The sequence below is a fragment of the Flavobacterium foetidum genome (assembly GCF_004634245.1).
Classification (GTDB): Bacteria; Bacteroidota; Bacteroidia; order Flavobacteriales; family Flavobacteriaceae; genus Flavobacterium; species Flavobacterium foetidum.
Map to the genome: position 1 here is coordinate 1 of NZ_SJTF01000008.1, position 13,845 is coordinate 13,845.

Sequence of the window (13,845 nt, forward strand, 5' to 3'; positions counted from 1 at the left end):
CGCGCCGTAGGTAATAAGTATGTAGAAGTAAAAAGGATAACACCTACAAGGTTTTGGAAACCTTGCAGGAGAAAAAAGCTTCGTGCCGTAGGTAATAAGTATGTAGAAGTAAAAAGGATAACACCTACAAGGTTTTGGAAACCTTGCAGGAGAAAAAGCTTCGCGCCGTAGGTAATAAGTATGTAGAAGTAAAAAGGATAACACCTACAAGGTTTTGGAAACCTTGCAGGAGAAAAAAACTTCGCGCCTTAGCGCCTTCGTGGCAAAATTCCTCTTACAAATCAAATTCATCATCAACAACCAAAGAATCACTTTTAACTGCAGTAGAATCGGGAACTTTGATTTTGATTAAGGAACGTGCATTTCCAGAAATATAAACCGGTAATATGCCTGTGGTATCTTCAGGAACTAAAAGTCCTCTTCTAAACATTAAATTTTTCAAGAACTTCTGATTTTTAATAGCGTAATCCTTCAAATTTCCTTCGTCGTTAAACTGATACATGAATTTTCTTGGTTTCGGAATAATCGTTGCCAAAAACAGACATTCATCGACATTAAGCGTTGAAGGACTTTTTTGGAAATAAAAATGACTTGCTTCGCCAATTCCATACACATTTGGTCCCCATTCTATAATGTTGAAATACACTTCCAACATTCTTTCCTTGCTTACAATTCGGTTATTTTCTAGAATGTAAACTAACAAGATTTCTTCAAGTTTTCGCGAAAGCGTTTTTTCTCTGGTCAGGAAAACATTTTTAATCAACTGCATGCTAATCGTACTGGCGCCCCGAGAGAATTTCTTGGTTCTAATATTTTTTAGGATGGATTGTTTAAATGCTTCGTTAATAAAACCGCGATGCGAAAAGAAAGACGGGTCTTCTGTCGTAAGAACGCATTTTCTCAGATAAGGAGAGATTTGGTCTAAAGGTGTGTAGTTCGGATTGGCATTTCCGACCAAAACGGGTCTTTGCAATACATTTTGAATAATCGCACGATAGACAAACTCGCCGTTTAGCTTATTTAAATCGGCTTCGCCATATTTTGTAATTCGTAAATCTTCTTTTTTGAGTTTGCTGTCAAAAACGAGCGTATTGGGTTTGTTTTTGTTGAATTTGAAGTCCAGCTTATAATCGAAATTCCCGGTCGCCTGCATTCCTTGAAAATGCGTAAATAAACCGTCTGGAAGCGAAACGATAAAATCCTGCGCTTTCATCTTTGGGATATCGACTTTTAAAGTATAAACGGTATCTTTTTCAGTATCATACGAAATGTAGGGGCGTAATTTAATTTTGTTGAGCTGCATTGTTGAGGTGCTGTCAATCGAAATAAAATTGTCTCCCAATAGGAAACGATAATCAAAACGGGCATTTTTGATGATGACATCTTCTTTTCCGGCAATTTTCGGATGGTTGATTTTCAGGTTTACGATAGAAGTAAATCCGTCAAGATGAAACTCACTCCCGCTTTTGTCAATGTTTTCGACATTGAGTCGAATCGAATCAAAACTTGCTTTTAAATTGTATCGTTCATCAAGATACGGAACGCGAATGGCGCCGGTATCAAGATTAAAAAATCGAATATCTGCTTTTTGGTTTCTTGGGTCGGCAAATCCTTTAAGGTTCCATCGCTGGTCAAAATCTTTTGCAACAACATGAATGTTCGTTTCGAGTTGTTTGTTGCTTAGAACCAATTTATTTACAGCGATATTCGTTTTTTTGCCGTTGTCGTCAATTTTGAATTGAAAGTTTTCAAGGTTCATGTCTGTCGGAACCAAATTGAGCAATTGTGAAATGATGCGGTAAGCAAATGCGCCGTATTTTCGTTTTTCGCTCTTTTCAGAATCGTCACGGTTTCTTTTCAAAAAAGCATCAAAATTGCGGATTTTGCCTTTTTTTACTAATTGAATATAACCATTGTTGATTTTTAGTGTTCCAACTTGTACATCACCAATCAGTAGGCTGCTTAAACTAACACTGGTCTCAATATTTTTGATTCTTAAAAGAGTGTCGGCATTTTTTGGAACCAATGCCACATCTGTAAGTTTGATGCTTGATAATCCGTTAAAAGAAGCTTCTTTGATAGAAAAATCACTGTTGTAATCAACTGCCATTTTATGCGTTACTTTGGCAATAGCTTGTTTTAAAAGTGAATTTCTGAAAGAATATAAACCAATACCAAGCAGCAACACTATAACAACCAGTATTTTTAAAACTGTAAATATTTTTTGTTTAGGAAAATTCATATATTTTAGTTTTTTGCCACGAATGACACTAGTTTCTCGAATTATTTTTTTGTGGCTAATAAATTTCAATAAAAAATTCGTGCAAATTTGTGTAATTAGTGGCTAAATAAAATCAGCCAAAAAGAATGCTGGCAACATCTTCAATTTTAGCGACCAATTCAATTTTTATTCCTGTATTTTTTAAAGCAATTTTATTGTATTTAGAAACAAATATAGTATCAAAACCTAATTTTTCGGCTTCCTGAATGCGCTGATCCACTCGGTTAACTGGACGAATTTCACCAGAAAGTCCGACTTCACCTGCAAAACAAAAACCTTTAGTAACCGGAATATCTTCATTTGATGATAAGATCGCGGCCACAACAGCCAAGTCAATTGCAGGATCGTCTACAGAAATTCCGCCCGTAACATTCAGAAAAACGTCTTTGGCGCCTAGACGGAATCCGGCTCTTTTTTCTAAAACAGCCAAAATCATGTTCAATCTTTTGGCGTTGTAACCTGTTGTGCTTCTTTGCGGAGTTCCGTAAACAGCCGTGCTTACAAGAGCTTGTATTTCGATCATCAGCGGACGCATGCCTTCAAGCGTTGTGGCAATAGCAGTTCCTGATAATTCTTCGTCTTTATGTGAAATCAAGATTTCAGACGGATTACTCACCTCTCGAAGTCCGCTTCCGAGCATTTCGTAAATTCCAAGTTCAGAGGTAGAACCAAAACGGTTTTTAAGCGAACGTAAAATTCGGTAGATATGATTTCTGTCGCCTTCAAACTGAAGAACGGTATCCACCATGTGCTCGAGGATTTTTGGTCCGGCGATATTTCCGTCTTTGGTAATGTGGCCAATTAAGATAACAGGAGTTCCGGTTTCTTTAGCAAATTTGATTAATTCGGCTGTAGTTTCGCGAATCTGAGAAATGCTTCCCGCTGTAGATTCAATATAATCGGTATGCAATGTCTGAATCGAATCGATAATTACGATTTCGGGTTGCATCGCCTCGATTTGTTTAAAGATGTTTTGCGTTTTGGTTTCGGTTAGAATATAGCAGTTATCGCTATTTGGCGTTATTCTTTCGGCACGCATTTTTATCTGTTTCTGACTTTCTTCACCAGAAACATAAAGCGTTTTATAAGGTAATTTTAATGAGATTTGAAGTAAAAGCGTGCTTTTTCCGATTCCTGGTTCACCTCCCAAAAGCGTTAAAGATCCAGGGACAATACCACCTCCTAAAACACGGTTCAATTCACCGTCGGTAGTATCCATGCGTACTTCCTGAGCCGAATCAATTTCGGTTATTTTTAATGGTCGCGGTGCTTTGCTGGATGGAGTTGGCTCGCTTTTCCACGCCACTTTTTCCTGCTTCTGAATAATTTCTTCAGCAATTGTATTCCATTCTTTGCACGCATTGCATTGTCCCTGCCATTTGGCATATTGGGTGCCGCAATTTTGGCAGAAAAAAGAAGTTTTAACTTTTGACATTATTTACTTTTTTTGGCAAGTGTATTCATTTCGTCAATTTTCTCATACATATAATCTTTATTCAAATCGCCAATTGGTTCCATTTGAGATGCATTTTGATATTTTTTTGAGGCGTGTTTCGGATCCCCCATTTTTTCATACATCAAACCTAACTCATATTCTCCCAACATGGCTTTTGGATAATGCACATTTCCAATTTCGGCCATTTTACCCAATTCATCATAAGCATTTTTCTTGAGGATCAGATTTTCAACTACTTTAAAATCGCTCATTCTCACCGGAATCTGAACGCCTAAAACTTCAGACATTGTTGCGTATTTTTTTTCAAGATAATCGGCATAACCCGTTTCAAGAACAGCAATTTTGTCGTTGTATTCGGCAGAATTTATTGGTCGGTACACTTCAAAAATCTGATACAATGCATTCGGAATGGAATGCAGCACCTCAGTATAATGAGTGGCGCCCTTAAAAACATCATATTTGTAATTTACTAACGGATTATTGGCAATCTTAATATTTCCGTTCAGCTTGTCAATAGGCTCTTTTATTTTTTTGATATCGCCTTCTCCAGCAGAAAGATAATAGAAAAATGGTTTTTGCACCTTTGCAAATTTCTCCGCAATACGAACTTCCATTTTTGGCGCAAGTTCTGGGCTTAAACAAATGTAAGCGTTAAAAAGCGGTTCTTCCTTATACAAGAAAAAGTTTGCAAAGCTTGCTGTTACATCATGACCTGCAATAATCCTGAAAGGAGAAGTGCGGTATTTTTTTTCGATGTACGGAATTAATTCTGCACCTACAAATTCAAAGAATTTGGCTCCTTTCTCAAAAGGCAAACCTTCATTTTGGTCGATTGTGGTGTCGTCATAACGCTCACCATCTTTGTTTTGGTGAATTCCGATAATAATCATTTCTGGAATATCATCCCAATACGATCCATAACTTACAGCTCCAGCAAAAGCATCAAACAGATAATCTCCATCGAAAAGATATAAAACCGGATATTTTTTATCTGATTTTGCATCGTAAGAAGGAGGAAGGCCTATGATAATTCTCCTTTCTTCACCCAGTTTTTGTGATTGAATGTTGTCAAATTTTTTCTGCGAAAAGACAGAAGCTGAAATTAATACTAGCAGCAGGTAAACTTTTTTCATGATTTGTGGCATTTCAGTGAATTAAAAAGTATTGAAAATAGTACGGCAATATAATACTTTATTTGCTTTTTGATATTTTGGGAACAAAAAAAAGCAATGATTTCTTACGAAGATATTTTTAATTCGGACAAAAGAAAATCTGTTTGTGCAAAAACTATTTTGACAAACGAAATTGAGGATTAAAAAGTAAAAAAGATTAGGTTAACGAATTATCGTTTTCATTCGGAAAAATAATCCATGGCTTGAAGGTTTTTGCTTCTTCAAAATCCAGGGTTGCATACGAAATGATAATGATGATATCGTCTTTTTGAACCTTCCTTGCCGCAGGGCCATTCAGTGTAATTTCGCCTGAATTTTTCTCTCCTTTAATGGCATAAGTTTCAAAACGCTCTCCATTATTAATGTTAACAATAGATACTTTTTCGCCTTCAATAATATTTGAAGCTTCTAAAAGTGTTTCATCAATAGTAATGCTGCCAATATAATTTAAATCGGCGCCGGTTACCTTAACTCGATGAATTTTTGATTTTATAACTTGAATTTGCATGCTGCAAAGTTAGATTAATTTAATGAAATGGTGTCAATCAGTCTTATAGAATTAACAAATACCGCTATAAAAGCACGGTATTTCTTGTCGTTCTCTTTATAATCAACGGGCAAAAGTGTAGATTCGTCAGCAATAACAAAATATTCTAAGTCGAATCTCTCGTTATTTTTAAAAGCATTTTCTACGAATTCGATAGTTTCTTTCGGATTTGTACTTTGAAAAAGCTCTTTTGCTTGAGTTAAAACCTCGTAAATAATAGAGGCTTCCTTACGTTCTTCTGGAGAAAGTCTTTCGTTGCGAGAACTCATAGCCAAAAGATTTTCTTCCCTAAAAATCGGGCAACCCACAATTGTAACAGGTAAGTTATTTTTTTCGACCAATTTTTTGACGATTTGCAGCTGCTGAAAATCTTTTTCTCCAAAATAGGCATTAGTAGGCGTTACAATTTCAAAAAGACGTTTTACAATTGTACCGACTCCGTTAAAATGTCCCGGACGAAATTTTCCTTCCATTTGGTTTTCCAATCCGTCAAAGTCAAATTCCTGCGAAATAGTATTGCCTTCATAGATATCCTCTACAGAAGGTGCGTATAAAATGATTTTGTCACTTAATGTACGCATTTTCTTAATATCTTCTTCAAGAGTTCGAGGGTATTTTGCTAAGTCTTCAGGATTATTGAACTGCGTAGGATTGACAAAAATGCTTACAACTGTATCGTCGTTTTCTTTAAGAGATCGCTGCATTAAAGCAAGATGCCCTTGGTGTAAAGCCCCCATTGTTGGTACAAATCCAATAGTTGAATTTGCAGTTTTGATAGTCTTGATATAGGCTATCAAAGCGGCTTTACTGTAAAAAATATGCATTGAAGTGTTATTAAAATTTAGTGCAAACATAATATATTAGTTATAAACTGCATAAAATTTTGTAATTTTGCGACGTTTTTATTACCAAAAATTAAGTAAAATACTATTATGAAAGATAAGAGGATATTATACGTATCATCTGAAGTCGTGCCTTATCTGGCTGAAAATGAGGTTTCTTTAATGTCTTATGATGTTCCAAAAATGATAAACGATCAAGGAGGACAAATAAGAATTTTCATGCCAAGATACGGGAATATAAATGAAAGAAGACACCAGCTGCATGAAGTAATCAGACTTTCAGGAATGAATTTGGTAGTGAATGATTTGGATATGCCGTTGATTATCAAAGTAGCTTCGATTCCGAAAGAAAGAATTCAGGTTTATTTTATCGATAACGATGAATATTTCAAACGTAAAGCCACTTTTGCGGATGAAGAGGGAGTTTTGTATCCCGATAATGACGAAAGAGCTATCTTTTTTGCGAAAGGAGTAGTTGAAACTGTTAAGAAATTAAACTGGGTTCCAGATATTATTCATGTTCATGGTTGGCTTGCGGCGATGCTTCCGATCTACATGAAGCATTTCTACAAACACGAAGCCATGTTTTCTGATACTAAAATCGTGACGTCGGTTTACGGTCAGTCTTTTGATGAGAATTTAGATTTGGAGATGATCAACAAAGTTAAATTTGACGGCGTGCCACACGAATCTGTTGCTGATCTAGAAACTCCAAATTACGAAAATATCTTAAAAGCTAGTATCTTACATTCAGATGCTGTAATTATAGCTTCTGAAAATGTTTCCCCAAGTTTAACAAAATTTATAGAATCTTCAGGAAAACCTTTTTTACCTTTCGCTTCGAAAAATGCATTCGCAGAAGCGTATACAAATTTCTATAAAACGATGGGTCTTTAAAATTTAACTTTATTATTAAAATGTATAATACTTCTTTTATTAAGAAAATTCTAGTAGCTGCAATTGTTGTTTTTTCCTATTCCTGCGATAAAGATTTTAATGCGATTGGTGATGATTTGATCAGTGATGATCACTTTGGACTTGAGTCGGAAAAGTATAATGTGGTTGCTTTTAATCAGGAAGTAACTCCCATACAATCTAATGCTTTAGCAGATAATGCATTAGGAATTTACGAAAATCCTGTTTTTGGAACCACGACAGCTAATTTTGTGACACAGGTAACTTTGGCTAATTATTCGCCAAGTATTGGTGAAAGTCCTGTCATTGAGAGTGTAGTGTTAAAGATACCTTATTACAGTCATCCAACAGAAGCCCTTACTGAAGGAGGTTCTAAATATGAATTGGATTCTATTTATGGTCCTGCAAACGGAAAGATTAAGTTAAGTATTTATGAGTCTGGTTATCAAATGCGTAGTTCGTATTTTGACAATGGTAGCCAGTATGCACAATTATATTACACAGATCAGAATGCTCTTTTTGATACTTATAAAGTTCCTACGCTGTTAAACGATGCTGCGGATGTTACGCAGAATAGCGAATTCATTTTTGATGCTGCTCAAAAGGTTGATGTCACTGTAGATGAAACTACAAAAGTAGAGACCAAGAATTATTCAAAACCAGAAATGCGTTTGAGCTTGAATAAAGATGCTTTTAAGAAAATAATTGAGGCTCCAGCTTCAAAACTTTCTGCAGCTGATGTGTTTCAGGAATACTTTAGAGGATTATATTTTAAAGTAGAGAAGTCAGGAAGCAATCCGAGCAGTATGGCATTGATGAATTTTTCTGGAGGAACAATAACAATAACCTATAAATGTAAGACGGACAGCACTGCAGATGCACCAGAAACAACAGAAACACGTACTTTGGTTCTTAATCTTACTGGTAGCACAGCAAGTCTTCTACAGGAAGAAAAAAGCCAAGCATTTAAAGATGCTATAACAGAAGGCAACATTAACAGAGCGGCTGGTGACGAAAGATTGTATCTCAAAGGAGGTCAAGGGTCTTTGGCTGTTTTGAAACTTTTTGACCCAACCGATGTGAGCAGTTACGACAGCAACAATAATCTGGTAAATGTGCCAAATGGTGTTTCTGACCAGTTGGATGAAATCAGACATAATTTTAAAGTCAAAAACTGGAGAATCAACGAAGCGAATTTAGTTTTTCATATCGATGCTGATAAATTGACCGCTCTTGGAAATGAAGAACAAGTAAAAAGAGTTTATTTGTATAATCTTACCAATAATGTTGTACTTGCTGACTATTCTTCAGACGGGACATCGGCCATTAATTCAGATCCAAAAAGTTCGAGATATATTTTTGGCGGGATGATTAATCTCGATAGCAATAAAAGAGGCAAAAACTATAAAATCAGAATTACGGATCATTTGCGCAGCCTTATCAAAGACGAAACAGTTAAGAATGTAGATCTTGGATTGGTTGTTACGCAAAGCATCGGAATTGTAACTTCTAATATTTTAAAAGAGAAAAATACATATATTTCTCAAGCACCGAGAGCATCAGTTATGAATCCGCTGGGTACGATTTTGTACGGAGGAAGAGTTTCTTCTAATGTTCCAGAGGATAAAAGACTAAGACTTGAGGTTTACTACACGAAACCAAATTAATAAATATATATGTGTGGAATTGTTGGATATATCGGTCACAGAGAGGCTTATCCTATTGTAATAAAAGGACTAAAGCGACTGGAGTACAGAGGATATGATAGTGCCGGCGTTATGTTGTTTGACGACGAATCGGGCATAAAACTTTGTAAAACAAAAGGTAAAGTTTCAGATCTTGAAGCTAAAGCGCAGACAGAGCTTACTGCTACAGGCGCTATAGGAATCGGGCATACGCGTTGGGCGACGCACGGGGTTCCAAACGATGTAAACTCACATCCACATCTTTCGAATTCTGGTGATTTAGTAATTATTCATAACGGAATTATTGAGAATTACGCACCGCTTAAAGAAGAATTGATCAAAAGAGGATATACTTTTAAATCGGATACCGATACAGAAGTATTGGTTAATCTTATTGAAGAAGTTCAGAAAAAAGAAAACATCAAGTTAGGAAAAGCTGTTCAGGTTGCCTTAAACCAAGTAGTGGGGGCATATGCAATTGCTGTTTTCGACAAGAAAAATCCAAACGAAATTGTTGCGGCGAGATTGGGAAGTCCGCTTGCAATTGGTGTTGGCGAAGGCGAGTTTTTTATTGCTTCTGATGCTTCTCCATTTATTGAATATACTTCAAATGCAGTGTATTTAGAGGATGGCGAGTTGGCAAACATCAGACTCCACAAGCCGCTTAAAATCAGAAAAATTAAAGATGACTCTTTGGTAGATCCTTATATTCAGGAGCTTCAAATGAATTTGGAGCAGATTGAAAAAGGTGGTTACGACCATTTCATGCTAAAAGAGATTTACGAACAGCCAAGCGTTATCAAAGATACTTACCGAGGACGTCTTCATGCTAATGAAGGAATTGTTCAGATGGCAGGAGTTGAAGATAATCTGGAGAAATTCTTGAATGCAAAAAGAATTCTAATTGTGGCTTGCGGAACTTCTTGGCACGCAGGTCTGGTTGCAGAATATATTTTTGAGGAGTTTACCCGTATTCCGGTTGAAGTAGAATACGCATCAGAATTTAGATATAGAAACCCGATTATCAATAAAGACGACGTAGTTATTGCGATTTCTCAATCAGGAGAAACTGCAGATACTATGGCTGCAATTAAGCTGGCTAAAGAAAACGGAGCGTTTGTTTTTGGTGTGTGTAATGTGGTAGGTTCTTCAATTTCGAGAGAAAGTCATGCGGGCGCTTACACACACGCAGGTCCAGAGATCGGGGTAGCTTCAACAAAAGCATTTACGACGCAGATTACCGTTTTAACAATGATTGCGCTTCGATTAGGAAAAGCAAAAGGAACGTTGTCAAATCCAGATTTCCATGCTTACTTGCAAGAACTCGAATTGATTCCAGAAAAGGTTGCAGAAGCTTTAGAAACCAATGATCGAGCAAAAGAAATTGCTGCTGCATTTAAGGATGCTCCAAACTGTCTTTATTTGGGTAGAGGCTATAATTTCCCGGTAGCTTTAGAAGGCGCTTTAAAACTCAAGGAAATTTCATACATCCACGCTGAAGGTTATCCTGCGGCAGAGATGAAACACGGTCCGATTGCGTTAATTGACGAATTTATGCCGGTTATCGTAATTGCGCCTAAACAAGGGCATTATGACAAGATTGTAAGTAATATCCAAGAAATTAAGTCAAGAAGCGGAAAAATTATCGCTGTAGTTACAAAAGGCGATATTCAAGTTCGTGAACTGGCAGATTATGTAATTGAGATTCCAGAGACTTCAGATGCGTTATCACCGTTAGTTACGACGATTCCGTTGCAATTGCTTTCTTATTATATTGCTGTAATGAGAGGCTGTAATGTAGATCAACCTCGTAACCTTGCAAAATCGGTTACAGTAGAATAGATTTATAAAAACATAAATATGTTAAAAAAGCGAGATTTTAGGTCTCGCTTTTTTTTATTGTCATATTTTTTTTCTTACACCTGTATTTTTATGAAATCTTCAAAAATTGGCGAAAAAATTATATGTATGCATAGTATCTTGGTTTTTATTGATTTATTATTTGAGTTAAATCTAACATTTTAGTGTTACGGAATAGTTAAAATTTACCTGTTTTTTGTGGTGAATATTAATTTTTTTTAACGTTTTTTTATTAATACTAAAAATAGTTGTATTTTGGCTATATAAACTAACTAAAAAACAAACCCACATGAGAATCTATTTGCTAATTATGTTGTTTTTCAGCGGAATATCCTTTGCGCAGAATACAATTACAGGTTCTGTTACGGATAGTAACAAACAATCTATTCCTGGTGCTAATATTGTTGTTGTTGGCGATAGTGGCGGTGCAGCTACTGATTTTGACGGGACATTCAAATTAACTACAAATGCCAAGCTTCCGTTCTCGATAAAGGTGACGGCAATTGGGTTTGAATCGGCTACAATCAGTGTCACTTCAGTAAGTCAGAAAATAAATGTGGTGCTGAAAGATGAAGAAACTAAACTAGACGAAATTGTAGTCTCTGCTTCCAGAACACCAGAAAGGGTGATTGAATCGCCGGTTACCATTGAAAGAATGGGGATTCAGGAAATAAAAAATACTACGGCGGCAACTTTTTATGATGGTTTAGAAAACTTAAAAGAGGTAAATTTTAATACCAGCAGTATTTCTTTTAAATCTGTAAATACACGTGGTTTTGCCACTGTAGCCAATACTCGTTTTATGCAGCTTGTTGACGGAATGGATAATTCATCTCCAGCTTTAAACTTTGTATTAGGAAATCTTATTGGTGTTTCTGATATAGACGTGGCGAGCGTTGAGCTTCTTCCAGGTGCATCTTCTGCGCTTTACGGAGCAAATGCTTTTAATGGAATTATGTTTATGACCAGTAAAAGTCCGTTTACAAATGAAGGGATAAGCGTTTATTATAAATATGGACAGACAACGCAGAAAGTTGCTGGCACTAATGATTATAATGATTTTGGAATCAGGGCGGCAAAAGCATTCACAAAACATTTTGCTTTAAAAGCTAACTTCACTTATATGGAAGCGTCTGAATGGATTGCGGCCGATACAAGAAGCATGACTGGTGGTACTATCGGCCATGCAACAAATCAGAATTACGACGGTTTGAATATTTATGGTGACGAGGTGACCACTTTTATTCCGAATGTAGGACAGGTGAGCAGAACGGGTTATCGTGAACAAGATTTGACCGATAATAAAGTTCAGAGTATGAAAGCTGATTTCAGTGCGCATGTAAAGCCTTGGGCGAATGATACCGAATTTATACTTCAATATAAAATTGGTACAGGGAGCACAATTTACCAAGGTGCAAACCGATATGCTTTGAAGGATTTCTTGATGCAACAAGGTAAGTTTGAAGTAAAAGGCAAAAACTTTTTTGGTCGTGTTTATTTTACAAGTGAAGATGCAGGAAACTCATACGATATGAGATTTGCGGCATGGAATGTTAACAGAGCTGCAAAATCAGATCAGGAATGGTTTACCAATTACGCAACGGCTTACCAATATGCAGGTGCGGTTATGGGAACAAATGCGAACGAATCTGCCGCTATTGCAAGAAATTTTGCTGATTACAATGTGTTGCCATCGCAAATCTCTTTTATTCCGCAACCAACAGGTTCTCCAAGATTTGAACCAGGAAGCCCACAGTTTAACCAGGCACTTAAAACCGTTGTGGCAAATCCAGATTTGACACAGGGAGCTAAATTTATTGATCATTCAAAATTATATCATTCAGATGTAAATTATAATTTCAAGGACATTATCAAATGGGCAGAGTTGCAAGTAGGAGGTTCGTGGAGAAAATATGTTATGAATTCTGAAGGAACAATCTTTACAGATTATGACGGCCCGCTTGAATATAAAGAATATGGTGCATATGCTCAAATTCAGAAAAAATTCTTAGACGACAGATTAAAATTTACAGGTTCGCTTCGTTATGACAAAAGCCAGAATTTTGACGGAAATGTTTCTCCAAGAGTATCTTTTGTATATTCTGCAGGAGAAAATAAAAACCATAATTTCAGATTGTCTTACCAAACCGGTTTCCGTAACCCAACAACGCAAGATCAGTATATTGGTCTAGATTTAGGGCCTTTTGCTTTAATTGGTTCCGCGCCAGAAAATTTGGATCGTTTTCAGGAAACTGTAAATGTTAGTGCTGCTGGGCAAGCGGCCGGACAACCAGCAACCGTTAATATGTCTGGTCAAAATGCTTATCGTAATGCGTATACTGTAGCATCGGTTCAGGCTTTTGGGGCTTCGGGTAATGTAGCAGATCTTCAAATAGCTGATATTGGATTGGTAAAACCAGAACAAGTTCAAGCTTTTGAAGCAGGATATCGCACAGTGATTCAAAATGACTTGTCGGTAGATTTAAATGCTTATTATAATATTTATAATGATTTTATGAATACGGCAAGAGTTATCTCTCCTTATTATGGTACGGTTGGTACGCCACAATCTTATCAGGCGCTTGCTTTTGGAGATAGAAGAGTTTATCAGGTTTATACCAATACGACAGCTCAAATTTCGTCATTTGGTGTTGGAGTTGGATTGGCTAAGAAAGTTTATAAGGATTTTGAATTAGGCGTAAATTATAATTATGCGCAATTTAACTTCAATCAGGAAGACGATCCCGATTTCGTAGCAGGATTTAATACGCCAAAACACAGAATTAAAGCGTCTTTAGGAAATGCAAAATTAATCAAAAACCTAGGTTTCAATGTAAATGTTAGATGGAACTCTGAGTATTTATGGGAGTCTTCTTTCGGAGACGGAATGATTCCAGAGAATACTGTTTTGGATGCTCAGGTAAATTATGCCCTTCCAAAATGGAAATCGGTTATCAAAGTTGGTGCTACAAACCTTTTTGGATCAGATTATCTTCAGGTAATTGGAGCCGGAGCAATTGGGCAGATGTGGTTTGCTTCATGGACAATCAATCCGTAATGATTGTCTGCTGAAAATGAAAGAGATAA

9 protein-coding genes are annotated in these 13,845 nt (G+C 36.5%); 4 read left to right on the forward strand and 5 right to left on the reverse strand.

The genetic code is table 11. From position 1 onward, the window contains the following. Positions 1 to 274: 274 nt before the first annotated feature. The 5 genes from E0W73_RS11220 to panC all read right to left on the reverse strand — a co-directional run bounded on the left by E0W73_RS11220 (position 275) and on the right by panC (position 6,310). Positions 275 to 2,242: a transglycosylase domain-containing protein gene (locus E0W73_RS11220; protein ID WP_135222176.1), complete on the reverse strand. Its 1,968-nt coding sequence runs from the start codon at positions 2,240 to 2,242 to the stop codon at positions 275 to 277. A gap of 112 nt (positions 2,243 to 2,354) precedes the next feature. Further along, positions 2,355 to 3,716 (reverse strand): DNA repair protein RadA, encoded by a 1,362-nt coding sequence (gene radA / locus E0W73_RS11225; RefSeq protein WP_135222177.1) that lies wholly within the window; start codon positions 3,714 to 3,716, stop codon positions 2,355 to 2,357. Further along, positions 3,716 to 4,870 (reverse strand): alpha/beta hydrolase, encoded by a 1,155-nt coding sequence (locus E0W73_RS11230; protein WP_135222178.1) that lies wholly within the window; start codon positions 4,868 to 4,870, stop codon positions 3,716 to 3,718. Before E0W73_RS11230 ends, radA begins: the two co-directional genes overlap by 1 nt. Before the next feature lie 196 nt (positions 4,871 to 5,066). Further along, complete coding sequence (gene panD / locus E0W73_RS11235; protein ID WP_008465481.1) at positions 5,067 to 5,417, reverse strand: aspartate 1-decarboxylase; 351 nt, start codon at positions 5,415 to 5,417, stop codon at positions 5,067 to 5,069. Positions 5,418 to 5,431: 14 nt separating this feature from the next. Then, positions 5,432 to 6,310 carry a pantoate--beta-alanine ligase gene (panC, locus tag E0W73_RS11240; protein ID WP_135222179.1) on the reverse strand — a complete coding sequence of 293 codons (879 nt, stop codon included), beginning with the start codon at positions 6,308 to 6,310 and terminating at the stop codon, positions 5,432 to 5,434. 78 nt (positions 6,311 to 6,388) lie between these two features. Here panC and E0W73_RS11245 point away from each other — a divergent pair, with 78 nt between their 5' ends. The 4 genes from E0W73_RS11245 (at position 6,389) to E0W73_RS11260 (ending at position 13,816) form a co-directional block, all read left to right on the forward strand. Then, entirely contained in the window at positions 6,389 to 7,195 is an 807-nt protein-coding gene (locus E0W73_RS11245; RefSeq protein WP_135222180.1) for a glycogen/starch synthase, read from the forward strand. 20 nt (positions 7,196 to 7,215) lie between these two features. Beyond that, a complete protein-coding gene (locus tag E0W73_RS11250) occupies positions 7,216 to 8,880 on the forward strand; it encodes a DUF4270 domain-containing protein (RefSeq protein ID WP_135222181.1) in 1,665 nt (554 codons plus the stop codon). Positions 8,881 to 8,889: 9 nt separating this feature from the next. Next, entirely contained in the window at positions 8,890 to 10,740 is a 1,851-nt protein-coding gene (gene glmS / locus E0W73_RS11255; protein ID WP_135222182.1) for a glutamine--fructose-6-phosphate transaminase (isomerizing), read from the forward strand. A gap of 307 nt (positions 10,741 to 11,047) precedes the next feature. Continuing rightward, entirely contained in the window at positions 11,048 to 13,816 is a 2,769-nt protein-coding gene (locus E0W73_RS11260) for a TonB-dependent receptor (RefSeq protein WP_135222183.1), read from the forward strand. Positions 13,817 to 13,845 lie beyond the last annotated feature (29 nt).